The organism is Lysinibacillus sp. CTST325 (assembly GCF_054665055.1).
Window position 1 is genome coordinate 1 of the sequence record NZ_BAAFHO010000025.1, and the last position, 25224, is coordinate 25224.

Sequence of the window (25224 nt, forward strand, 5' to 3'; positions counted from 1 at the left end):
TATTTTGGATTTGGATGGTTTACTACTGCCCAACCATTATAAAGGCTTTTTTTATGCACGGATAATATTACAGAAAATTCAGTTTTTAAAAATTACGTTGAATTATTTTAATGCGACGCTAGTGAAAAGTTATTAAAATAATATTTGGCTCATAACGTGGAGTTGATTTCCGTTCCGACTGGGCGCTTTGTTGCTGACGCTTCTGGCGGGTATTCACCTTGCTTCCGCGGGTATTCGCTTTGCTTTCGCGGGTATTCACCTTGCTTTCGCGGGTATTCGCCTTGCTTCCGCGGGTATTCACCTTGCTTCCGCGGGTATTCACCTTGCTTTCGCGGGTATTCACCTTGCTTCCGCAGGTATTCGCATTGCTTTCGCGGGTATTCGCCTTGCTTCCGCGGGTATTCACCTTGCTTCCGCGGGTATTCGCCTTGCTTCCGCGGGTATTCACACTTCCGCGGGTATTCACCTTGCTTCCGCAGGTATTCGCATTGCTTTCGCGGGTATTCACCTTGCTTCCGCGGGTATTCTCCTTGCTTCCGCGGGTATTCGCCTTGCTTCCGCAGGTATTCTCCTTGCTTCCGCGGGTATTCACATTGCTTTCGCGGGTATTCACCTTGCTTCCGCGGGTATTCGCCTTGCTTCCGCGGGTATTCGCCTTGCTTCCGCGGGTATTCACCTACTCTGCTCAAGTATTCACTTTACTGTCCTAATAATGTATGGACGTTCAAATAGTTAGTCTATAAAAGAAAACGCCCAACCAGTAAAGTTAGGCGGTCTCATCTGTGACGCTGATCCCTGAGTAGTCGCCCAGTCGTAACGAAGATCAACTTGTCTGCATTGAATACATTTAAAAGAAGTAATTCCCAATCTTTGATGATAAACCTTTATTTATCCTCACGACGTTGGAATTTTACTTCTTTATCTACAACCGTTTCCTCTATTTTATATTTATCCCGATTAATCACGACTTCACGATTTACTTTGTCGTCTTCATCGTTAGAACCTGATAATTTGTGCTTATTCCAATTAAATAATTGCTCCCTTGAAACATCATCATCCTGTGTTTCAGGGAAATCTAGCTTAGCCAATTCCTGTGATGGATAAATTGTAACTGGCTGTTTATCACCGTACAGCGCAATAACGATCATCGCCTTCGCAACCTTAGAAGCTTCTATAGCTCTTGAACGCTTTAATGGACCAACTAATAACGGCTTTACTAGCTTTAAAGCTTTCTCTCCCGCCTTTTCACCTAAGCGAAATTCCTCTCTCTCCCCAACCAATAAAGATGGGCGAATAATTGAAAGTCTCTGTAAGCCTAGCTCCATAAGGTCATGTTCAAGCTTTCCTTTTACTCGATTATAGTAAAATGGAGAACTTTCATTTGCCCCCATTGCTGTAATAACTAGCATATGTGGGATTCCTCGATTTTTTGCTAATGAGGCAATCGTTAGCGGATATTCAAAATCAACTTTCTCAAATTCCTCACGCGACCCTGCCTTTTTAATCGTTGTTCCTAAACAACAATAAAGCTCATGAGCGAATTCGATATCTTTTTCCTCTAAAGTATCAAAATTACGAATTTTTACTTCTAACTTTGGATGCGTAAACGCTAGCGCTCTTCGTGCAATAACCGTAACTGAAACATATTCATCATTTTCACATAATTGTTCTACAAGAGAGGTACCTGTTAATCCAGTAGCCCCTACAACAATTGCTGCGCGCATTCCCATTAGTTGTCCCCCCTTCTATGCTCATTTGTTCCAGAAGTCGCGCTGCCAGAACAAAAGTTTTACTGAAATACTGCAACGATCCTATGTATCTTCTTGCAAACTCTACTTTATTTATCGGTCAAAGAAAGAGCTCTTACTCATTTAATTTTAAGTTTTTATCAATTATGCGTCGGTGAAATTGATTTAATAATCCTAATTTTTTACACATACTTGCCCATCATCCACCATAGTTTAAATAGACGGATGAAAGGATGGGATACATTTGCAAAACGAAATTCAAACAACGGAACTAAAAAAGACGATTGTTTTCATTATTGAAAGCTGTATCGATAAAGGGCTCTATCCTTTTGAACGGGTTGCAACGCTGGCAAAGCTACTTACAAATCAAGAAGTTTTCATATTTGTAAAGACCCCTTCAAACGATGGGATTCAAATTTTAATGAATGAAAATCTCTCGCCAATCTTATTTGAACATTTCGATGAACTACCAAAGCAAATGAAAGGTATTCAGCCTGATTTAATTGTAAGAGATGGTCGTAACTCCGAAAGCTGGCAAGTACAAAATTTACGACCGTTCTGCAAAACAATCATTCATTTTGATGATTTTGGTGAGGGTGGCCAAGCCTGTGACTGTGTATTGCTAGCACTCTATCAAGAAGTTAAAGATTATTTACCATCTCATTATATTGGTGGTAGTTTCAACTTCGCATTACCACTAGCTTTTCAGAATTTTGATGATAGACCAGACAGTAAAATGCCTGAAAATCCTCCTCATATTGTTGTTGCTTTTGAGGATGGGGACGAGCATAACTTAACCTACCGTACTCTTCGACACTTAACGCAGCTACAAATTCCACTACAAATTACAGTGATGATTGATGATAGCTATCGCCACGCAACAGATGATTTGCAAATGATGGTGCTTAGTCGTCGTAATACTGCCATTCTTCGCGATAAAAACGCACTCCTAAAACTATTACCAAAAGCAGATGTTATTATTTGCAACGCCAACTATACACCTTATAAAATCGCCTCTTATGGTGTACCTTGTATTACTCTTGCACAAACTGAGGCTGAGCTATTACATGCCTTCCCTCGCGAACAGAACGGCTTTATTCACCTTGGACTTGGTCGCAAAATGAAACAATCACAAATCCAAAACGCTGTCATGGAATTTTTATTACATGAAGCTCGAAGCGAGCGAGCTGTTAAAAAACAACGACAGCTCAATCTAGCAAGTAACAATGAAGCACTACAGTCTTTACTTTTAGATTTCGCTTACGATCGACACAATATCGCTTCTACTTAGTGATTCTTTGCAGGTGGATATGATACAATATAGTAGAAATTTCACTTTCATTTTAAGAAGTGAATTCAAGCAACATAAGTACCCGATTGATAGTAACTAATAAGCGGTGGGGGATAAAAAAACCTCCATCGCTTTTACACGCATTCGTTATACAAATAAACACATAAAGGAGCAAGCATCATGCCATCAAAAAGTGATATTGAATATCAAATTAGAGAGCTAAAAATGGATTATATGAATTTACAAGGCGACATCGAAAAGCTTGAATCTACAGGTCATAATGATCAAGTAGCAAAAGCAGAGCAACGCCTTGCAAATATGGAAGCCATGCTAGCGGAATTAAATAAACAATTAGCAGAACTATAAAAATGATATTAGCGGTTATAAAAAAAGCTTAGCCGCTATCTCGGAGGAACATATATGGCAATATTAACAGTTGAAAATTTAGGTCATTCTTTCGGTGACCGCACGCTTTTTAAAGATGTCTCTTTTCGTCTAGTTGAAGGTGATCATATTGGTCTTGTAGGTGCAAACGGTGTTGGTAAGTCAACATTAATGGGCATCATTACGGGCCAAGCAATCCACGATACTGGTAAAGTTGAATGGCTTCCAGGAACGCATTACGGCTATTTAGATCAGCACACTGTATTGACAGCTGGTCGAACTATGCGTGATGCATTACGTGACGCCTTTCTTCCTTTATATAAGAAAGAAGAAGAGCTTAATGAAATTACAGGAAAAATGGCTGAAGCAACACCTGAAGAATTAGAAGTTTTACTAGAGCAAATGGCTGAGGCGCAAGATGCTCTGGATGCAGGAGATTTCTATTCTCTTGATATGAAAATTGAAGAGGTTGCACGCGGTCTTGGTCTTGATGCAATTGGCTTAGAACGTGATGTTGCTGCCCTTTCAGGTGGTCAACGTACAAAGGTTTTACTAGCCAAGCTATTACTTGAAAAACCAAAAGTATTATTACTAGATGAGCCGACCAACTATCTGGATGAAGAGCATATTACATGGTTGAAAAACTATTTAAAGAACTATCCACACGCTTTCTTATTAATTTCGCATGATACAGAGTTTATGAATGAAACGGTGGATGTTATCTTCCAACTAGAATTTTCAAAACTAACTCGTTATACAGCGACATACGAAAAGTTTTTAGAGCTTGCTGAAATCAATAAGCGCCAGCATATCGACGCTTATGAAAAACAACAGGAATTCATTAAAAAACAAGAGGATTTCATCGCAAAAAATAAAGCTCGCTACTCAACTACTGGTCGTGCAAAATCTCGTGCCAAGCAGCTTGACCGTTTAGAGCGCATCGATCGTCCTGAAACAACTGTAAAGCCTGAATTCGGCTTTAAAGAGGCACGTTCTTCAAGTCGTTATGTAGTAGAGGCTGAAAACTTAGTCATTGGCTACGACAAAGACAAGCCGTTACTTCCCCCACTTACATTTGAGATTGAACGTGGGGAAAAAATTGCTCTAGTTGGTATGAACGGTGTCGGTAAATCAACATTATTAAAAACAATGTTAGGCAAAATCAATCCGCTAGATGGAAAAGTAATTCGCGGTGACTATCTTTACCCATCTTACTTCGAACAAGAAGTAAAAGCTGAAAAAATTACGCCTATTGATGATGTATGGAATGCCTTCCCTTCTATGGAGCAAGCACAAGTACGTGCAGCATTAGCACGCGCAGGACTAAAAACGGAGCATATTACTCGCCCTCTTAATTCTTTATCTGGTGGTGAGCAAGCAAAGGTTCGTTTATGTAAGCTCATGATGGATGAAGCAAACTGGCTTCTATTTGACGAACCGACAAACCACTTGGATGTCGATGCAAAAGATGAGCTAAAGCGTGCCATGAAAGAATTTAAAGGCACAATCGTACTAGTAAGCCATGAACCTGATTTCTATGAAGGTTTAGCAACAAAGGTTTGGAATGTCCAAGACTGGTTTACTTCAGGACAACAAAACTAAAAATAGTATCAATACGGGCAGTTACCAGTGTGATTCGTGGATCACTCGGGGCTGCCCTCTTTTTTGTGCCTTGAGTGTGCTACATGAGTGTTTTTTGGGCCTACCCGAGCGGTTTCTTCGTCTACCCGAGCAGTTTCCTCGCCTACCCGATTAGTTCCCCGGCCAACCCGAGCAGTTTCCTGGCTTACCCGAACAGTTCACCTACCTATCCAAGCTTTTGAAAACAGTTCTCTTCTCAGCCCCAAAATAAAAATTTATTTATCTATGCATAAAAACCTGCATTAAATCATATTAATAATCAGTGGATTAACAATATATCTATCTCGTTTAAATCAGACTATTTCTCTCTATATTAGAACAGCTCTATCTAGCCTATGAGCTTCTATTATTCATATTGAGCAAACTTACATCATTGTAAGCTGAATTTGTGAAACTTTTCGCTCTTCTGTGCGTATATTTTAGTGTAGAAAAAAATATTTATTTCTGTTTAAATTTTTTCAAATAACTATTGATTTATATATAGCTTACTAGTAAGATATATGTATAACCTAATTAACTTACTAATAAGATATATATTAAATATAATTCTAAAAAAGAAAGCGGGGAATGAAGAATGACAGTTACAATTTATTCACAAGCGAGCTGTTCTTCATCCAGAAAAGCATTAAAATGGTTAAAAGATCACAAAATCGAATATAAAGAAAAACGTATTACGTCACATCCACTAACACTTGCTGAATTTAAAGAAATTTTAAGCATGACAGAAGATGGAACAGACGAAATCATTGCAACTAACTCAAATGATTTTAAAAATTTAAATGTTGATATTGATCAGCTCTCTATTCAAGAGTTGTTTGCCATCATCCAAGCTCACCCAAGAATGTTACGAAGCCCAATCTTAATTGATGAAAAACGTATTCAAGTTGGGTACAATGAGATGGACATTCGCCGTTTTATTCCACGCAGAGTACGTGCTTATGAGTTAAACGCGATGACAAGATTAGCACAAGAAAGTTAAAACAGTTTTGGAGTTGACCTTATATGGATCAAGAAAAAGAAAGAGCCATTACCTCGTTGTTTGAAGTAGTATCTTCCATTGAGCGTAAGTGGGCAAACGAGTGGAATAATCATAATGTACTCGGCTTTTCAAAATCCCATATTTTAATTTTAGACTACTTATCGCAGGAGGGACCAAAGCGCCCTTCTGCCATTGCTGATCGGTTAAAAGTGACGACAGGTGGTGTCACTGTTTTAACAACTAAGCTCATTAATGCTGGCTTTATTGAAAAAACACAGCATGCAACAGATCGCCGAGCATCCCAATTGAAAATTACAACTGATGGTGAAGATATTTTAGAAGATTCCCGTCAGCAAGTTAGCGCAATTATACAAAATATGTTTGGTATGCTGTCAGCTGAGGAAGTACAAACATTACGTGATATTTTTGCAAAATTACTCAACGCTGAACCTAATAAACATGAGTAAACGCTTCATTTTCACACCGTAAAAAGTTAGACATGTAATCTAACTTTTTACGGTATTTTTCTTTTTGGGCGAGTTTACGGTAACTCCCCCACCCCTGTGTACATAACATCCCTGTCTTCGTTAGTTAGTTTATCGCTTTTTCTTACATCCATTATCCTATAACTGTGTTTGGCGCTTTCACTTCTTCTGGAATACCACATTTATAATGTTTTCCAGCGCTTAAATTCACAAATTCTGCCTTCGCTTTTTTAATAACATCTGGATCTAGTAAGGAATCAAGTGCAGCTCCTGCCATTGCTTTTGCCGCATAATGCATCCCTTTCATGCCAAGCGAAGATCCAAAAGCAGCAGTTGCTTGCCAAGTATGCACTTGGACCCCATATGGAGCACAAGTTGTAAATACTTGACCAAGGGGCGCTATCCACGAAACGTCCCCTAAATCGCTTGATCCTTGCATGGATTGGCGAAAAGTTTGTGGCATATGAAATACTTGCTCCACCAATACTTCATTACTTATTTCATTTGGTACAAAAGATTGTTGGGCGGTACCTGCAAGAACAGAAGGGTCTAATGAAGCCTGTAGCGCTTTCGCAAAAATGAGTTCATCCTCTGTAAAGGTTAATGGCGGTAGCTCGTTCCATTGCGCCCGCATTTGCTCATTTAATGTGAGATTCGGTAATGTATCGTAACACCCTGCCTTCAGCTCCCAATGCACTTCTGTTTCAGTCATCATCGCTGCCCCTTTTGCCACCTTAATGAGCCTGCCTTCTAAATCTTTGACAGCATCACGATTTGCTCCACGTAGGTAATAATAGACACTTGCTTTATCTGGAACAATATTTGGAGCTAAGCCACCATTAGTAATTTGATAATGAATACGAGAGCCGTCTGGCACATGCTCACGTAAATAATTGGCTCCGACATTCGTTAATTCAACAGCATCAAGCGCACTTCTCCCTAGATGTGGCGCACTAGCAGCATGTGCAGTCCGACCTGAAAAATGAAATTCAATGGCAATGAGTGCTTGCATAGAGAAGTTCGCTGTCACGTTAAACGTCCATGGATGCCACGTATAAACAACATCTAAATCATCAAAAACACCGGCACGCGCCATATACGATTTTCCAGATAACAATTCCTCTGCTGGACAACCATAATAGCGAATTGTTCCTTGTATATTGTGAAGCACCATCACTTCTTTTAAGGCAACTACTGCCTCTACTCCAGCCGTTCCTAATAAATTGTGACCACAGCCATGCCCCGGTGCTCCCTCCTCCACTGGCGAATATAGTGCACTGACTTGCTGTGATAACCCCGGAAGCGCATCAAACTCTCCTAAAAATCCAATAATTGGACTACCTGATCCCCACTGTGCATAAAAAGCAGTTTGTACATCGTCAATCGGCGTAACAATTTCAAACCCTTCTTTTTTAAAAAAATCTTGTTGCAGTGAAGACGCAAATGTTTCTTTATAGCCTAGCTGAGGCTTGTCCCAAATTTGCTTTGCCATATAACTGAAAGTTTCTTCATGTAATTGCATCCAATCAAATAATTGCTGTTTCATAGTTAGTATCCCTCCACAGATTTTATATTTGTTTGTTGCTGATGATTAACTGGTAAAGTAACAGCGATTACAGCAGCGATGACACACATAATGGCTAAAAATATAAACGATGTTTTAAAAGAACCACCCGATGCATTAATTAAATAACCCATAATTGTTGGAGAAATAATCCCAGCTGCTTGTCCACCAAAATTTACGAGGCCAAAAGCTGTTCCAACATTTTGTTGATTGACAACACGATGTGGCGTTGTAAATATAAATGTGGCCATAAAAGATACGAATATAAAGGCGATTGATTGATACGTAATAGCTAGTGCTGCAGAAGCGGCTGTAGACATGAGATATAAACAAATAGCTAGCACAACTGCTCCGAAAATCACGCCATATTTCGAGCGCCCTCCTAGCTTTGTGATAATACGCCCACTTATAATCATTCCAATCATTCCAAAAATGGCTGGTATGGCAGCGATGAATCCGACATTTTTTAAATCTAAACCATGCACTTGCATTAAATATGTTGGCATCCATGAGTTTAATCCCCAGTTTGCAATATTAATAAAAAAGAAAACTAGAAGTACACGCATTAAATAAGTATTTTTTAATACTTTGCTAAAAGAGCCCTTCTCTTCGGTTTCCTTTCGCTCCTCTGATAGAAATGTTTGTGCATTTTTCGTACTCCACAAAAGAGCAATCACGAAAATAAGTCCTAAACCGGAAATTAAGAAAAATACATTGCGCCAATCCATTACTAATAATAGAGGAGCACAAATAATAGGAGCGATAGCACCACCTATCATATTGGATGACATCATTGTCGCTTGAGCCTTTGTACGTTGTTCTTTCTGAAAATATATAGAGATTGCTTTCGTACTTGCGGCAGGATATCCACCTTCCCCAATACCAAATAAAAATCGAATTAAGAGCAATGAAGTAAGTGACCAGGCTAGCCCTGTAAATGCAGTGAAAACTGACCAAAAAATAACTGCACCAATTAATAATTTAATCGTTCCGTACTTATCCGTTAGCCATCCACCAGGAATTTGCATCGCTGCATATCCAAAGAAGAAAGCACTTAAAACAAATCCCAGTTCAGTGGCTGATAGGGACAAATCTTTGCCAATACTAATTAAAGCTAGGCTAATAGCGGTCCGGTCAATGTAGGAAACCATCCATCCGAAGAATAAAACACCTAAAATTAAATTACTGCGTTTTTTTAGTTCAGCATTCATATCTCCACCCCTTCAATTAAATTATCTAAATATTAAGAAAAACGAAGGACGAAATCATTAGAATATCTTACAATGTTTATAAAAGTTCATTAGAATAAATTCTGAAATTTAGGGAGAGGAGTCGAAATCACGATGTTTTCAGGGGCAAATAAAGAAATTGTATTGAGCGATGACAATTGTAGCTTTTATATTTATAGCGCAACAAAGGAATGGTCTTTATTTTCTGGTCGACCTTGTGATATAAACCCCGATCTTAAAGGAACACATTGGGATAAACAACAGCAACGCTTCAGTGCAACGTTATACATACCGGAGCCAAATGAGTATATTGTACAAGGGATCATCTTTGGAGATTTTACAAGTTATGATGAGCAATTTTTAGTATGGCAGCTAGAAAAGACCTTTTATCAGAAAGCTCTTATACGGCAGCGCGAGCAAAAATTAGCAATTATACAGCTCATGGGAGCGATGAATTCCACATTGAAAATAAAAACACTATTGCAAACTATCATAGATTTTGCCATTTTAGCCATACCAGTAATTGATCGTGGATTTTTAATGTTATTCAACCCTGACATGGAGCATTTATATACAGTAGCTAGTGCGGGCGTGACAGAGCGTATTTTTGATTATGCTCCCCAATTAGGCGAGGGAATGGCAGGTTATACATTTCAAACAGGTGTATCAGGCATTTACAATTATCCAGAAACATTAGAGATCATGAGGAATGTCTCAAAATTTAATCTAGACGCATTAATGGAAGCCGTACATTTAGGAAGAATCGAGAATAATACATCGATGGCTGTTCCTATTACCTTTAATGACAGAAAACTTGGTGTAATGATTGTTCATCAATATACAAATAAACGCGCTTTCCAACAAAGTGATTTAAGACTCCTAGAAAGCTTCGCATCGCAGGCGGCAGTTGCTATAAGAAATGCTGAAGCATATGAAGAAATAGAGCGGTTAAATACTTATTTTGTAAAACAACATGAGATTCATCAAATCTTTATTAGACTATCCTTGCAAAATGTAAAAGAAATGAAAATCATTCAAACAACCAAGGAATTATTACAATTAGATGTTCAATATGTAAATTTAGCAGATCGTAAAACGTTTTTACAGCTGGCAGAGATGGACAAGCTCGCAACAATTACCAACGAGCAATTAATTGATATAGGCTATGTTTTTCCAATTGGAAATGAAAAAGAAAATTTCGGTTATTTAATTATTCAGGGGTTAGAGCAATTAACGAGTCAACAACGTATGATTATCGAAAATGCGGCGATGAGCCTAACTTTAAAATCACTGCAAATACAAGCAGCTGGACAAACAAATGTTAAAGAGCGTTTTGAGCTTTTCCAACAACTTATCTCTGGACGCGCCCCTCTCGTCGATTCTCGTTATGATGAATTAGGACTTGATATTAAGAGACCAACATTCGTCGTAAAATTTAGGCTGAAACAATTTTCTCATAAAAATAGTATGCAATTTATTCAACATGTACAGCAGTATTTTACAGGCCAGCATTTTATATTTACACAGCGTGAAACAGTCGTTTGGGTACTACAAGGAGATATAGCGTTTCGCCAAAAAATAAAACAACAATTAACACAGGCAATCATTAGTTGGGTTCAGTTTTATCATCAACAGGTTGCAATTGGCATAGGAGCTGTACAGGATCACTTACTAAAAGTCGCTCAGAGTGCAGAAGAAAGTAAACAAGCTCTCCGGCAGGCTTTGCGCCACACAAAAAATGAAGATGAAGTAACAATTGTTTGTTATGAGGAGCTTGGTATTAATCGATTGTTCAGCAAACAAACCGAAGAAGAGCTCGGACAATTTGTCCATGATATATTAGCTCCGTTATACAAGCTAAAGGATGAAACTTTACTTGAAACACTTCGTTGTTACATTCATCAAAATCGTTCCATTTCGAAAACGGCTTCCACCTTACACATTCACCAAAATACGCTATATCATCGACTCGAAAAAATCGAACAACTATTAAATCGAGATTTACACAATCCAGCACATTATTTAGAAATTCACTTAGCCCTGCATTTAAGTGAGTGAAAAGTAAAATCGTCGTTTATCAGCAATGTTCAGGGTTTTATCAGCGATTCTGGCTCTTCTATCAGCGATGTTCAGGGTTTTATCAGCGATTCTGGCTCTTTTATCAGCGATGTTCCAGGTTTTATCAGCGTTTCTGGCTCCTATCAGCGATGTCCGGGGTTTTATCAGCGTTTCTGTACCTTTTATCAGCGGTGTTCCAGGTTCTATCAGCGATTCTGTACCTTTTATCAGCGATGTTCCAGGTTTTATCAGCGTTTCTGGCTCTTATCAGCGATGTCCGGGGTTTTATCAGCGTTTCTGTACCTTTTATCAGCGATGTTCCAGGTTCTATCAGCGTTTCTGGCTCTTTTATCAGCGATGTTCCAGGTTTTATCAGCGTTTCTGTACCTTTTATCAGCGATGTTCCAGGTTCTATCAGCGTTTCTGGCTCCTATCAGCGATGTCCGGGGTTTTATCAGCGTTTCTGGCTCTTATCAGCGATGTCTGGGGTTTTATCGGCGTTTCTGTACCTTTTATCAGCGATGTTCCAGGTTCTATCAGCGATTCTGTACCTTTTATCAGCGATGTTCCAGGTTTTATCAGCGTTTCTGTACCTTTTATCAGCGATGTTCCAGGTTCTATCAGCGTTTCTGTACCTTTTATCAGCGATGTTCCAGGTTTTATCAGCGTTTCTGTACCTTTTATCAGCGATGTTCCAGGTTTTATCAGCGATTCTGTACCTTTTATCAGCGATGTTCCAGGTTTTATCAGCGATTCTGTACCTTTTATCAGCGATGTTCCAGGTTCTATCAGCGATGTCCAAGTTCTACCGACTTTTACCATCAATGATGTTCATTCTCCTGGCTATAAAAATCCATACAAAAAAAAGATGCATCGCAAAATCATTTTGCAATGCATCTTTTTGGGGATTGGCCGAGCGAATACTTCCGTCTAAGTAATTATGCTAGTGCGACCAATGCATTTCATCATGCTGGTAGCACTGACTCTACTATGGATGCATCGGCCATTAACATTTCTTTTAAACGAGCTTTTGCACGGAATAAACGAGATTTCACAGTACCAATTGAAACTTTCATAATTGAAGAGATTTCCGCAAGTGAAAATTGGTCTATGTAGAAATACCATAATGTTTTACGATAGATTGTATCTAATTGACCCATTTTGTCCTGTACTAATTTAGTAACAATATCTTTTTCAATTTTTTCTTCTGTTGAAATGTCATTATTGGGAACCAAATCTAATATCGGTACGTCTAATGTTTCAGGTTGGTTCATCATGTATTTACTACGTCGTGTCTTTTTACGATAGCGATCTCTAAATGTATTCATTGTAATTGTTGTTAGCCAAGCTTTAATATGCTCCACCTCAGCAACGCTATCTTCATAGCGCACAACTTTTACCCATACTTCTTGCATTAAATCTTCAGCTTCTACATTATTGCGAGTAAGTTTTAAACATAAGTGATATATGTAACGATTGTATTCCTCATATACGCCTTCTAATTTTTCATTCATTGTGTATTCCTCCGCTTCTTGTTCTTGCTTCTATACACATTCTCGCAAAATAATGTATTACACTCTATCGTATTGGCTTTCAATTACATTACAATCGTGTAAGCTTAAATGCTTTCACTTGTAATATTCGTAAATATTGTTTTATTACTATATTTATTATTCGGAGAAAAGCTTTATAACACGCCCCTCCCCCTTCTTTTTTATTGTATATTCAATAGTATCCCCTTAAATTTCCTAATGTAAAAGAATTCGGATTTTTCATACATTTCAAGCACTTAATTTAACAGCCCCAATCGAAAGGCAGAAGCGACAACTTGTGTGCGATTCTTTGCTTCATGGGCTTTCTCGTTCGGAAAATCTGTAATTCACCGGGCTCAGACCATTTTTTTCTAATCAAATTCAAAAAAATGTTATATGATAAATGAAATACTATAAAAAGGAGCTGGCTATATTATGATCTTCTCACCATTATTTGAACACGATGTACCTGAAGTGATTCTCCCTTAACGGTGAATCATCATTTCTCCGTTAAGGACAGGCATTGTCTAGAGATAACGGAGGGGAAAAAATGAAAAAAACCTTATTAGGTTCCTTATATTTATCACTTGCTGCTAGCATTTGGGGCGGCATGTATGTAGTAGTAAAGGTAGTTGTCGATACCGTACCACCTTTAGAATTAGTATGGCTGCGCTATATGATTGCAATAATTGCCTTGTTCATCATTGGCATTAGTACAAAACAATCGTGGCGAATTGATAGGCGGGGCTGGCTGTTAATCTTTATGATTGGGCTAATCGGCAATACGATTTCTATCGTTGCACAAGAGATGGGTACTCTGCTGTCTACTGCTCAAATGGGAGCCATCATTACAGCAACGACACCGGCATTTATGGTTGTTTTTGCGAGATTTATTTTAAAAGAAAAAATCACTTTCAAAAAAGCTGTTTCTATTATTCTAGCGACATTCGGAGTCTATATGATCGTAGGTAGTGCACATATCGATTCCTCCCATCAGTTAGGTGGGGTTGCTCTACTAATCGCTGCCCTAACCTGGTCACTGATGTCCGTCCTTATTAAACGGGTACCGGAGAAGTATTCACCAATCGTTGTCACTAGCTACGGAACACTTGTCGCTATCATTGTTTTAACACCTTTAGCCGTTCCACGATTAATAAAATTAGACTTTCATGCTATGTTAGAACCATCCATCTGGGGCGGCCTACTCTACTTAGGCGTTATCTCCACAGCGTGCGGCTTCTTACTGTGGAATCGTGGATTACAGATGCTCAATGCCGCAAGTGGTGGTTTATTTTTCTTCTTTCAACCAATCGTCGGCACCTTCCTAGGATGGCTATTACTAGGCGAACAAATCGGCCTATCCTTTTGGGTTGGAACTGCATTAATCTTTAGCGGCGTACTATTGGTTATTCGAGAATAAACATACTAAAAGCTGAATGATCTCTCTCATTCAGCTTTTTATAATTTAGCGAGAACCTAGGTTAGTTAGAAATAAAAGATTCTGAATTTAGATGCTCGCAATATTCCCTCATTAATTTCCATTCATCATTTTGTTCTTTCCTAAATCTCTGCACAAATAAATTCACTACATCTATAAATTTCCCATCCATTTCAAAGGTTACCCAAAACGTTGCAATCACTTCATTGTCGGATGCAGATGTAATATGCAATTCTTTAAGTGACTACTTATTAAAAATAAAAACAACAACCGAAGTAAGTGTTTTAATATGAGGAAATATTATTTACTGTTGAAAGTGGAAAAAGAACGGCATCTATTTATCGCGTGCTTTACCGAAAGCAAAATTAAGATTTTTTCCGTCAGTAAACTCGATTGCAATAAGCTGTAACTCTTCATTTTTCATAAAAATTCTATAATTCACTCTTCTCTTATTAATATCTTGTATGTGGTATATTGTTACAAAATATATTACTCAATATATTCAAAATTATTAGCATATACCTTTTTTTCACAAAAAATTGAGCCGATGGAGGAAATATTTTTGAAAAACTTTTCTATTAGAAAGAAAATTTTAACACTCATTACGTCCGCTGTTATATTTTTGCTAATTATTTCTGGTGGTGGTTTTTATTACATTAATGATATGGCAAAAAAATCTAGCGAAATGTACGACGGATCACTTTTGCCAATTCAATATATCGGTCAAGCTAGAACTGATATTCGTGCGATGGATTCTTTCGTTTTAGAACTCATGATTACTACGGATGCAAATGATAATGCTGAACTAAAGACAATGATCTCAGAGAGAGCTGAAAGTATTAAAGACTCAATCGTGAAATTTGAAGCCATTTACAATGGAAATGAAGATGAACAAAAAATGTTAAAATCTCTTAAATCCAATGTTGATGGTTATTTTAAAACCATGGCAGATGTTATTGATTTGGCTAGTAAGAACCGAAACGCAGAAGCCTATTCTATTTACACCACAATTTTAGATGAATTTGCTGAGAATATGGCAAGTGATGCACGCAATCTTATGACTCAAAGTTCTGAAGATGCCAATCAACTGAATGAAGAAAATAAAAAAAGTCTATTCACTACTATGCTTATTTCTTCCATTCTCTCTGTTGTGGCCATTATTTTCTTTATTACATTGGCAACATGGATTGCACGTTTAATTGTGAATCCAGTTAAAGAGTTACAGGCAAATATGTTAAAGGCAGGCGACGGTGATTTTACTGTCCAAGGCACCTATTCATCCAAAGATGAAATTGGTCAATTAACTCAATCATTTAATTCGATGATTAATAATATTCGTAATACGGTAACTAAAGTCACTGAAACTGCTAATCATGTAGCCGCAGCATCTGAAGAATTAAATGTTAATGCAGCAGAAACTACAAAGGCAACAGAGATGGTTGCCAATACGATGGAAACTATCGCTAATGGATCTGTAGAGCAACTAAATAGTGTTTCCAACACAGTCAATACCGTTAATGAGCTTTCGACAGGTGTTCAACAAGTGGCTGGAAATGCTCAAGCTGTAAGCGAACTTTCAGGGGATTCTTTATCCCTGGTAATAAATGGTATGAATGCCGCGAATCAAATGAATCAACAAATGATAGACATCACAGAACAAGTAAAAGGCTTATCCGAAGTTGTCGACTTGTTAGGAAAACGATCTAATGAAATCGGTCAAATTATTGATTCGATTACAGCCATTGCTGAACAAACAAATCTCCTTGCCCTGAACGCTGCAATTGAAGCCGCACGTGCTGGCGAGCATGGGAAGGGCTTTGCCGTCGTTGCAGATGAGGTTAGAAAATTAGCAGAACAGTCTGCTGTTTCTTCAAACCAAATTGAAGTGTTGATTTCAGAGACACAGAAAGATACTCAAACAGCTGTTGAATCAATGAAGTTAGTAACAGCGGGGGTTAATGAAGGAATTAAAACAACAGAACATACACGTACTACTTTCGCTTCAATTCAAGATGCCATTCAAAGTGTTACGATGCAGGTAGAAGAAGTATCTGCAGCAGTCGAACAAATGGCAGCAGGCACCGAAGAAATTGTTGGTAGTGTGAATTCGATCCACTCCATAACTAAATCTAACGCAGCAGGCACAGAAAGTATTTCTGCTACGACCGAAGAACAAACGGCATCAATGGAGGAAATTTCATCATCTGCTTATGCACTTGCAAACTTGGCTGAAGAGTTAAGAAACTTAGCAGCTCAATTCCGAGTATAATGATGTTCAAAACCCTAACTAGGGGTCACTTCATTTGTAAGTGATCCCCTTGCTTAAAAGGATTAAGTTCGGTATTGAACCGGACTTAACCCTTTTAGTTTTATGTTAAAGCTATGGAACTTAGATGCTCACAATATTCCCTTATTAGTTTCCACTCATCATTTTGTTCTTTCCTAAATCTCTGAACGAATAATTTCACTACATCTATAAATCTCCCATCCATTTCAAAGGTTACCCAAAACGTTGCAATCACTTCATTGTCAGACGCAGGTGTAATATGCAATTTTTCAAAGTGCCATTTTGGATCATGACCTTCATAATGTTTATATGCCTCTAGCCAACCTTTACAAGTCTCTTCGTATCCCCAATCTGAAATATCAGTACCAGGTCCTACCCACCGTACTACTATATCCGGTGAAATCAAAGCATTCATTTCATCTGCATTGCAACCATTCCATACATTTTGAAAACGAATAAAAAAACTTTGAAAATCTTCGATTAAAGTTGTCGTAGAAGACATTAAAAAACCCCCTCATAAAATATAGTTCAGTAAATATATTAACATAAAACTAAAAATTACAAATATTTAGATAGAAAAATTATACTCTTTTATAAATTAACGCCTATGGAGTGTATACTCAACTAAAAAATTATTCCTGACACAGCTTGCAATCCATTTTTTACCATTATCTTATATGACAATAAAAAAATTTAGTTACATTGATTGACCCTCCCCTTACAGGAAGCATTATATTTAAAACAGGAGGTGATTGTTATGCTTACAATTGGTGAGTTTTCAAAGATCTCACATCTTACATTGAAGACTCTACGCTACTATGATGAAATTGGACTTTTAAAACCTGCTTTCATAGACGCTAAAAACAACTATCGCTATTATAATATTTCTCAATTAGAAACAGCTTTAGTGATCGCACGCTTAAAAAGCTATTTATTTTCATTAGAAGAAATCAAGGTTATTTTAGCTAATTGGGAGAATACCGAACTTCTTAACTCTAAAATGAAAGCCAAACAAGAAAATCTGACACAGCAGATTACATTTTATTCTTCGTTGTCAAAAAAAATAAAGCATGATATTCAACTATTAGAAGAAGAGGAAAATATCATGGGTTATTTAGATCAGATTGAGATTAAACTTGTGGATCACTTAACCTATCCTATAGTATCTCAACGAAAACAAATAAATACCGCTGATTTTCTACTACATTTTAATGAGTTGTTTAGTAAAATTTTGTTTGAAAATTTATCACCTATTGCAAAGCCACTTGCTATTTTCCATGATTCAGAATATGAACCTGAAAATTATGATGTAGAAATTGCCATTCCTCTTGCAATGGCCACCAATAAAACAAAAGTGTTTAATCCTGGTCTTTGCGCAATGGCTACGCTTATTGGCTCTTACGATGAATTACCTTCTATTCATACAAAGCTGCATGTTTGGATTGATGAAAATAACTATAAACTGAACGGTGCTCCGTTTGAAGTTTATCAAACCGATCCCTATAGCACACCAGAGGAGAGTAATATCATAGAGGTATATTTCCCAATAAAATAAAAAAATGAAGGAGCGTCTTACAATGTATGGTATAAACCAGCCAACGGTAAAAGAAAAATTCTTGATTTTAGTTGCTGAGATTATCTATTTAATCATTGCCTATTATTTACTTTTCATTACATATGACAAATCAGGCATTTCACTAGGGCTTTTTATTGCTTTAATTATTACAGCTTTACGATTAACAGCCATGATGTTTATATGGTTGCCTAGAGGTATTGCATGGCAAGAAGCCATCATGAATAGTCTAGCTTTCGGGATTTATTATTTAGGTTTCCCCATTTTAATGATTACAAGTAATCAGGAACCAAACTTAATGGTACTTATTGTAGGCTGGATATTGTTTTTAGGCGGCAGTATGTTAAACACAATTTCAGAGTTACTTAGAAAGCCATTTAAAGACAATCCTATAAACCAAGGTAAACTATATACAGGCGGTTTATTTAAATATGCGATTCATATTAATTATCTGGGAGATTGCCTTTGGGTACTAGGGTTAGCGCTAATCTCTAACAATATGTATAGTTTGCTTATCCCTCTAGGTTTATTCTTAGTATTTGTTTTTGGCTATATTCCAAAATCTGATGATTACTTACAAAACAAGTATGGAGAACAATTTACACTATATAAACAGAAAACTAAAAAGCTAATTCCTTTTATTTGGTAAATAGTAACGAAATTTGAAAACGGAGTATTCAAGATCACCTATTTATGGTGATCTTTTTTACTTCTTTCAGCATCAGCAAATGCTTGTTGTTTCGGCGTCAATTTCTTATCCATAAAAGAAAAAGCCTACCCCTGCTAGGAGTAAGGCATAAAATATGGTCGATAGCTCTTTTTAGAAACCGCAGTAGCTACACCAATTTATTGTGAATTATAAAGTTTATTATTTATTAATCTCGTACACTAAACTATTAATAAGGTCGATAAGTGATTGCTTAGTGCTCTCGTCTTTCACTGTAGCATTATTGTTAAATTTAGTTCCGACAGATGGGACTAGCAATGATCCATCTTCAACAATGTTAGTATCAAGCATTCCCAGCGTAAGTAGTAAAGATTCATGCGCTTTGTCTCCCCCAGTAATTGCTGGAGAAGCTGTTATAACAGCTACTGGTTTTTTATAAAGTTCGGCAGATGGGACAAGCCACTCTAAAGCATTTTTCAAAACTCCTGGAACACTTTTTGCGTATTCTGGCGTACAAATAATAAGCGCATCTGATTCAGCTAACGTTTTTCTAAAACTCTCGACAACAGCTGGCGGTTCCGTTCCGTCTATATCCGGGTTGAAATGCGGAAGGTCTTGTATTCCGTTATAAATTGAATAATCAATACTTTCAGGAATAAAAGTTGCTAAAGCCTTTAATATATTCGTATTGGAAGAGCCTTCTCGAATGCTACCTGAAATAGCTATTATCTTTTTATGTGTGACCATTCTATCACCTCTTGAATAGAATACATGCGCAAATACATAAAAATCAAAAATTTCGAACTATCTTATCGAAGAGTAACTTAATCCCGCGTTCATCTCACCATCTCTAGAGGTGAGAGCTTCCATACCTGACACCTTGCTTTCGCTTCACATGTTCAAGATATCGTATCCCCTTGGATTGGCTCTTTACCATCTTTAAATAGAATACGAATGGACTTTCCATGTACAATCTCAGGGGAATCCATTACCTGAAAGTGAATATGAGCTTCTGATGAATTACCAGAGTTTCCGCATTTTCCAATAAGTTGCCCTTCTGTAACGATGTCGCCTGATTTTACTAAAATCGAGTTCATTTTAAAATGTGCGATCATACTAAATTCATTATTAGCATGTTCAATCACGACATAGTTTCCTGCTGCATTACGTTCATCCATTTCACCAGGTACATTATCTTTTATTCCATCTACAACTTTTACGACTTTACCATCTGCTGGTGCTATAATATCTTCATCAAAAGCATAAAAATTTTCATTTTGAATTGGGCCTTTTTGATAAGATTGTCCATCTTGAACTTTTACTAAATCGTAAGCATATCGCTGATTTTCATATACATAATGATAATTTACAAATTCATTTGTACCACCCCAAAAAACAAACCACTCATCTCTAATTGGCATTATGTATTTATTTTTTGTATATTGTTGGTCCGTTTTTGGATAAGTAATAAAAGACTTTAAATAAAAACGCTGTATTTGATTGAGTCCATCAAAAGAAGCTACAACTACTTTCTCTCGTTTATCATCTAACCATACGTAATGCGTTAAACCTTGTAATATCGTCTTAGTTTCTAATTGATAATTTTTCACGCTACTATTAAAAGATGTGCTTAGCTCAATGAATTGTTCTAAAGTGACTATCTGCTGAAAATCTTTTGATGTCGCATTATAAACTTTTTCATAACCTTCGCTTAACCAAATATCTATGACTTCTTCTGGTCTACTGAACTTTTCCACAACAGCAACCTCCATTAATGTATAAATAAAACATTTCATTATATTTACGTGCTTTAATTGCGAAAAGTTTCAAGAACTCCTTTTTCCGCTCATTATCATAACGTGTGGTTGATTTCCGTTCCGACTTGGCCCTTTCCTGTGAGCGTTCGATGAGCCGCTTCGCTGCAGGATCTCATCTGAGACGCTAGTCCCCAAGGAGTCGCCTAGTCTCCACCCCAAGTCAAACTTTATAGACTAGTGAGGATACAAGTAGCGCACAAAACAAACTATAAAACCTTGTATATCAATACTTCGATTTCTTTTTAACAGTTATCATTAAATTGCAGATATAGCATAATTTTCGGGTTATGTGGGTTAGATTGAGGCAATTAAAAACAAGGCGGCATGTGTATAGATAGACTGTATTTGATTTTTGATTATATAAAATAAAAAACCGCCAACTTGATAGCTGGCGTTAACATTTTGTGACTGAATCCTATGTGATTGATCCAATAGTTCAGGGAGAGACTCATAAATCATTTTATTTTCCTAGCTTTTCATCCTTGATTGGCAAGTCGTTTAGTAAAATATCTTGAAGGGCGTTTTTCAGCTGCACATACTGCTGCTCTGAAATGTTGGTTTGCTTCATTACTTGACGTGACACTTCAGGTAGCTTTTGGCGTACTTCAATTCCTGCTTTTGTTAAATAGATTTGCATCTGTCGCTCGTCTTCTTTGGAACGCTCACGACGGACGTAGCCTGTTACCTCTAACTTTTTTAATACTGGTGTTAATGTACCAGAGTCTAAAAATAAACGTTGCCCCAATTCCTTCACCGTAATTTGCTCATCGTCCTCTATCGCTAGTATGGCAATATAACCTGTATAAGTTAAATCGTATGGCTTTAATAACATCGTATATTGTCGAATGATTTCCTTTGAAGTCGCATACAAAAGAAAGCATAGTTGATTATCTAAATGATTCGGCATAGGAATCCCCTCTTTAAGTACTTTTGATACTAATATTAAAAATAAAGTTTCTACTTGTCAAACACAATTAAATTGTATACAATCAATTACGCACAATTAAATTGCACACAACTTAATTTGATAGTGCCACAGAAGAGGAGGTTAATCTTATGAAAGAATTATATACAACAACAATGATTAATAACGGTGGCCGTAATGGTAAATCGTATGCAGAGGATCAATCGTTATCATTAAATATTGCACCACCTGGCTCGAAATTAGCGGATGTTACAAACCCAGAACAACTATTTGCAGCAGGTTATAGCGCTTGCTTTAATAGCGCTTTAGATTTAATTAAACGTCAAAAGAAAATTCAAGGGGCATCAACAATTAAAGCGACGGTTAAACTAATGGAGCAAGCTGTATTTGACTACGTGCTTGCTGTTGACATTGAAGGACATATTGAAGGCCTATCAATTGAAGAAACACAGCAATTATTAGAAGTAACTCATACCGTTTGTCCATATTCAAAAGCGACAATGGGCAATATCAATGTAACAATTAAAGCAGTTTAATTTATATTTAGTAAAAGAGGGAAATAAAATGACAACTACTACACCAGTAAAACAAATTATGCACGAGCGTAAATCAGTTCGTAAATACAATGCTAACACAACGATTTCTCGTGAAACGATTATGCAACTGTTAGCAGATGCTACTTCATCCCCATCTTCAAGTAATATGCAGCCATGGCGCTTTATCGTCATCGATGATAAAGAAATCCAAAAGAACATTAATATTTTTTCATTTAATCAAGAACAAATCGAAACAGCATCTGCCATTATCGCTGTCATTGGAGATACAGAAATGTATCTAAATGCAGAGGAAATTTATGCAAAAAATGTTGAACTAGGCTATATGCCTGAAGAAATTGCAAGTAAGCTTGCCCAGGATTCTCTAGCAATGTATGGTGCGATTCCAAAAGAAGCGCTACTAAATATCGTTCACTTTGACGCAGGCTTAATTTCAATGCAAATTATGCTATTAGCGAAGGAAATGGGCTATGATACAGTCGCAATGGGAGGCTTCGATAAATCAAAATTTGCTGAATATATGGAATTACCACCGAACGAAGTGCCTATTTTATTACTAGCGATTGGCGAGGCAGCTGGACCAGCTTATGGTTCTTCACGTCTTCCAATTGAGCGTCTTGTACGCTTCAATAAATAATTTATCGGTTGTACGATCGATTTTGGCAATGTCCTTGAATGCATTTGGAGGACATTGCTTTTTTATAAATAGAAAAGAACAGTGATGAAAGTATGTGACAAGCATCCAGCATGAAATGGTCTATGAGTTTTTCAACCAACTTTACAGGCAACGGGGCTAATCATTAGCGAATATGGCAGGAACCATTGCTATAACAAGATTCCCCAACCACATTATGCTATACTATTTCTATTATCGAAATATTAGAAAAGAGGGATGCTAGATGACAAATTTACAGCAATTAGATGCGTATTTCTCAGAACATCGCGAAGCACATTTAAATGAATTAAATGAATTTTTACGTATTCCAAGTATTAGTTCTTTATCAGAGCATAAAGGAGATATCCAAAATGCTGCTGAGTGGCTAGCGAACACTTTTAAAAAGCTAAATCTTGAGAACATCTCTATTACGCAAACTGCAGGTCACCCTGTTGTTTATGCGGATTGGTTACACGCAGAGGATAAACCAACTATTCTATTTTACGGTCATTATGATGTACAACCGGTTGACCCATTAAATTTATGGGAAACGGAGCCATTCAACCCGACAATCCGAGATAACAAACTATTCGCTCGTGGTGCTAGTGACGATAAAGGGCAAGTGTTTATGCACTTAAAAATGATTGAAGCATTATTTGCGACAACTGGCACTTTACCAGTGAACGTGAAATTTATCTATGAAGGTGAAGAAGAGATTGGTAGTCCTAACCTTCCTGCCTATGTTGTAGAGCATAAAGAGAAACTAGCTGCTGACTTAATTTTAATTTCTGATACAGGTTTATATGGTCCTGGTAAGCCTGCTGTATGCTATGGGTTACGCGGCTTAACGGGGGTTCAAATTGATGTTCGTGGTGCAAAAGGTGACCTTCACTCTGGTCTTTACGGTGGCGGTGTACAAAACGCCATTCATGCTTTAGCTGACATTTTAGCATCCTTCCGCGATGAGCATGGCACAATTCAAGTTGAGGGCTTCTACGATAAAGTTTTACCATTATCTGAAGAGGAACGCGAAGCTTACCGTGCACTTGGTTTCGATGAAGAATCAGTGAAGGAAGAAGTTGGCGTGAAGGAATTATTCGGTGAAGCTGGTTATTCCTATTTAGAACGTACTTGGGCACGCCCAACATTAGAGGTTAATGGTGTGTTTGGTGGCTTCTCTGGCGAAGGTATTAAAACAGTGCTTCCTGCTGAGGCTGGTGCAAAAATCACATGCCGTCTTGTGCCAAATCAAGAGCCTGATGAAATTGTAGCACTATTAAAAGCACATATTGAAAAACATAAGCCAACTGGCGTTGAAGTGACAATCTCTGAATTCGATAAAGGTCGTCCATTCTTAACACCATTCGATCATCCATTTATCCAAGCTGCTGGTCGCTCATACGAAAAAGTATATAATGTGCCAACTGCTTACACACGTGGAGGAGGATCAATCCCTATCGTGGCTGCCTTTGATGAAATTTTAGAATTGCCAGTAGTGCTAATGGGCTTCGGCTTATCAAGCGAAAACTTCCATGCACCAAATGAACACTTCCATTTAGAAAACTTCGATAAAGGATTACGCGTTTTAAGCGATTATTTATTCGAGGTAGCTGAATTACAAAAGTAAAAAAGTAAATCCCCTCGTTAAAAATAACGAGGGGATTTTTGCAATGTTATTCTCCAAAAATCGTAACGATATCTGCTGATTTTTTACGTTCTTTCCCTTTTGGTACTTCATCAAAATAGCCAACCTGTAGCATCGCGATCACGCGCTCACCCGGCTGAACCTTTAGAGCTTCACGGAATTTTGGGTTATCCAGGAACCCAGGTGTTTTCCAGCATGATCCGATTCCTCTATCCCAAGCAAGCAATTGAATATTTTGAATAAAAATACTTGCCGCTCCAAAATCTTCTAAACGCTCTTTTTGTCGAGCATCCTCTGGAACGATGACAAAAGCGTAACCACCTGGTAATGTGAATTTCGTCATTTGCTTCGCTAAATCTTCACTTGAAAGCTCCTGCCATTTCGGTATCGCTAGATCACGCAATAAATTATGAAGACCATCTAACTCCTTACCACATGCAACGACTAAACGCCAAGGCTCTCGATTTCCATGATTTGGTGCCCACACTGCATCGTCAATAATAGCCAATAAATCTTCACGATCCACCGGCTGTCCATTAAACTTTTTAATAGAACGACGCTCAATAATCGCGTCCCTAACAGATAAAAATTGTTCGCTCATATACTCTTAGCTCCTTCTATAACACTACAATAATTAAGATTTATCTTCATTCAGCAAATGCTTTATGTAACGTAAGTGAAACGGCAGTTACAAATCTCTCTTGTACCGAAAGCAAAGCGACAGGTACAGAAGACTCCCTCCACTGAAGGTG

The 25224-nt window shown here is 37.5% G+C and carries 24 protein-coding genes; 14 read left to right on the top strand and 10 right to left on the bottom strand.

Translation table 11 applies throughout. The features are described 5' to 3' along the window. Positions 1-149 precede the first annotated feature (149 nt). A complete protein-coding gene (locus tag ACYQ73_RS27335) occupies positions 150-689 on the bottom strand; it encodes a hypothetical protein (RefSeq protein ID WP_460015334.1) in 540 nt (179 codons plus the stop codon). Positions 690-884: 195 nt separating this feature from the next. Further along, complete coding sequence (locus ACYQ73_RS27340) at positions 885-1730, bottom strand: NAD(P)H-binding protein (RefSeq protein WP_460015335.1); 846 nt, start codon at positions 1728-1730, stop codon at positions 885-887. Between the two features lie 262 nt (positions 1731-1992). Here ACYQ73_RS27340 and ACYQ73_RS27345 point away from each other — a divergent pair, with 262 nt between their 5' ends. From ACYQ73_RS27345 to ACYQ73_RS27365, 5 genes are all read left to right on the top strand, one after another. Continuing rightward, complete coding sequence (locus ACYQ73_RS27345; RefSeq protein ID WP_460015336.1) at positions 1993-3039, top strand: PseG/SpsG family protein; 1047 nt, start codon at positions 1993-1995, stop codon at positions 3037-3039. Positions 3040-3219: 180 nt separating this feature from the next. Then, positions 3220-3405 carry an SE1832 family protein gene (locus tag ACYQ73_RS27350; RefSeq protein WP_460015337.1) on the top strand — a complete coding sequence of 62 codons (186 nt, stop codon included), beginning with the start codon at positions 3220-3222 and terminating at the stop codon, positions 3403-3405. A gap of 54 nt (positions 3406-3459) precedes the next feature. Next, complete coding sequence (locus tag ACYQ73_RS27355) at positions 3460-5025, top strand: ABC-F family ATP-binding cassette domain-containing protein (RefSeq protein WP_460015338.1); 1566 nt, start codon at positions 3460-3462, stop codon at positions 5023-5025. 613 nt (positions 5026-5638) lie between these two features. Then, complete coding sequence (spx, locus tag ACYQ73_RS27360) at positions 5639-6043, top strand: transcriptional regulator Spx (RefSeq protein ID WP_053484570.1); 405 nt, start codon at positions 5639-5641, stop codon at positions 6041-6043. 23 nt (positions 6044-6066) lie between these two features. Beyond that, entirely contained in the window at positions 6067-6510 is a 444-nt protein-coding gene (locus tag ACYQ73_RS27365; protein ID WP_460015339.1) for a MarR family winged helix-turn-helix transcriptional regulator, read from the top strand. Positions 6511-6661: 151 nt separating this feature from the next. Here ACYQ73_RS27365 and ACYQ73_RS27370 read toward each other — a convergent pair whose 3' ends face one another. Together ACYQ73_RS27370 and ACYQ73_RS27375 are read right to left on the bottom strand one after the other, a co-directional pair. Continuing rightward, a complete protein-coding gene (locus ACYQ73_RS27370; RefSeq protein ID WP_460015340.1) occupies positions 6662-8074 on the bottom strand; it encodes an amidohydrolase in 1413 nt (470 codons plus the stop codon). Positions 8075-8076: 2 nt separating this feature from the next. Further along, positions 8077-9303 carry an MFS transporter gene (locus ACYQ73_RS27375; RefSeq protein ID WP_460015341.1) on the bottom strand — a complete coding sequence of 409 codons (1227 nt, stop codon included), beginning with the start codon at positions 9301-9303 and terminating at the stop codon, positions 8077-8079. A 132-nt stretch (positions 9304-9435) separates the two neighbouring features. Between ACYQ73_RS27375 and ACYQ73_RS27380 the strand changes: the two genes are divergently transcribed. Together ACYQ73_RS27380 and ACYQ73_RS27385 are read left to right on the top strand one after the other, a co-directional pair. After that, positions 9436-11379 carry a helix-turn-helix domain-containing protein gene (locus ACYQ73_RS27380; protein WP_460015342.1) on the top strand — a complete coding sequence of 648 codons (1944 nt, stop codon included), beginning with the start codon at positions 9436-9438 and terminating at the stop codon, positions 11377-11379. A 67-nt stretch (positions 11380-11446) separates the two neighbouring features. Next, entirely contained in the window at positions 11447-12313 is an 867-nt protein-coding gene (locus ACYQ73_RS27385; protein WP_460015343.1) for a hypothetical protein, read from the top strand. Positions 12314-12344: 31 nt separating this feature from the next. Here ACYQ73_RS27385 and ACYQ73_RS27390 read toward each other — a convergent pair whose 3' ends face one another. Then, a complete protein-coding gene (locus ACYQ73_RS27390; protein WP_132360114.1) occupies positions 12345-12893 on the bottom strand; it encodes an RNA polymerase sigma factor in 549 nt (182 codons plus the stop codon). Positions 12894-13461: 568 nt separating this feature from the next. Between ACYQ73_RS27390 and ACYQ73_RS27395 the strand changes: the two genes are divergently transcribed. Together ACYQ73_RS27395 and ACYQ73_RS27400 are read left to right on the top strand one after the other, a co-directional pair. Beyond that, positions 13462-14331, top strand: coding sequence for a DMT family transporter (locus ACYQ73_RS27395; RefSeq protein ID WP_460015344.1), 870 nt, complete (start codon positions 13462-13464; stop codon positions 14329-14331). A 580-nt stretch (positions 14332-14911) separates the two neighbouring features. Beyond that, positions 14912-16618, top strand: coding sequence for a methyl-accepting chemotaxis protein (locus ACYQ73_RS27400; protein WP_460015345.1), 1707 nt, complete (start codon positions 14912-14914; stop codon positions 16616-16618). 100 nt (positions 16619-16718) lie between these two features. Here ACYQ73_RS27400 and ACYQ73_RS27405 read toward each other — a convergent pair whose 3' ends face one another. Then, positions 16719-17138: a DUF4440 domain-containing protein gene (locus ACYQ73_RS27405; RefSeq protein ID WP_460015346.1), complete on the bottom strand. Its 420-nt coding sequence runs from the start codon at positions 17136-17138 to the stop codon at positions 16719-16721. A gap of 255 nt (positions 17139-17393) precedes the next feature. Here ACYQ73_RS27405 and ACYQ73_RS27410 point away from each other — a divergent pair, with 255 nt between their 5' ends. After that, entirely contained in the window at positions 17394-18191 is a 798-nt protein-coding gene (locus ACYQ73_RS27410) for a MerR family transcriptional regulator (protein WP_460015347.1), read from the top strand. A gap of 22 nt (positions 18192-18213) precedes the next feature. Then, positions 18214-18858: a methyltransferase family protein gene (locus ACYQ73_RS27415; RefSeq protein WP_460015348.1), complete on the top strand. Its 645-nt coding sequence runs from the start codon at positions 18214-18216 to the stop codon at positions 18856-18858. A 219-nt stretch (positions 18859-19077) separates the two neighbouring features. Here ACYQ73_RS27415 and ACYQ73_RS27420 read toward each other — a convergent pair whose 3' ends face one another. From ACYQ73_RS27420 to ACYQ73_RS27430, 3 genes are all read right to left on the bottom strand, one after another. After that, positions 19078-19623: an NADPH-dependent FMN reductase gene (locus ACYQ73_RS27420; protein ID WP_460015349.1), complete on the bottom strand. Its 546-nt coding sequence runs from the start codon at positions 19621-19623 to the stop codon at positions 19078-19080. Between the two features lie 152 nt (positions 19624-19775). Beyond that, positions 19776-20633: a M23 family metallopeptidase gene (locus ACYQ73_RS27425; RefSeq protein ID WP_460015350.1), complete on the bottom strand. Its 858-nt coding sequence runs from the start codon at positions 20631-20633 to the stop codon at positions 19776-19778. Between the two features lie 520 nt (positions 20634-21153). Then, positions 21154-21600: a MarR family winged helix-turn-helix transcriptional regulator gene (locus ACYQ73_RS27430; protein WP_460015351.1), complete on the bottom strand. Its 447-nt coding sequence runs from the start codon at positions 21598-21600 to the stop codon at positions 21154-21156. A 149-nt stretch (positions 21601-21749) separates the two neighbouring features. On the opposite strand from ACYQ73_RS27430, the gene ACYQ73_RS27435 reads away from it, so the two are divergent. From ACYQ73_RS27435 to ACYQ73_RS27445, 3 genes are all read left to right on the top strand, one after another. Next, positions 21750-22154, top strand: a complete 405-nt coding sequence (locus tag ACYQ73_RS27435) for an Ohr family peroxiredoxin (RefSeq protein ID WP_460015352.1) — start codon at positions 21750-21752, stop codon at positions 22152-22154. A gap of 28 nt (positions 22155-22182) precedes the next feature. After that, the gene (locus tag ACYQ73_RS27440; protein ID WP_460015353.1) at positions 22183-22809 is read left to right on the top strand and encodes a nitroreductase family protein; all 627 of its coding nucleotides are present in this window, start codon (positions 22183-22185) and stop codon (positions 22807-22809) included. A gap of 262 nt (positions 22810-23071) precedes the next feature. Continuing rightward, positions 23072-24454 (top strand): dipeptidase, encoded by a 1383-nt coding sequence (locus ACYQ73_RS27445; RefSeq protein ID WP_460015354.1) that lies wholly within the window; start codon positions 23072-23074, stop codon positions 24452-24454. A gap of 46 nt (positions 24455-24500) precedes the next feature. On the opposite strand, the gene ACYQ73_RS27450 is transcribed toward ACYQ73_RS27445, so the two are convergent. Further along, positions 24501-25073 (bottom strand): nitroreductase family protein, encoded by a 573-nt coding sequence (locus ACYQ73_RS27450; RefSeq protein WP_460015355.1) that lies wholly within the window; start codon positions 25071-25073, stop codon positions 24501-24503. Positions 25074-25224 lie beyond the last annotated feature (151 nt).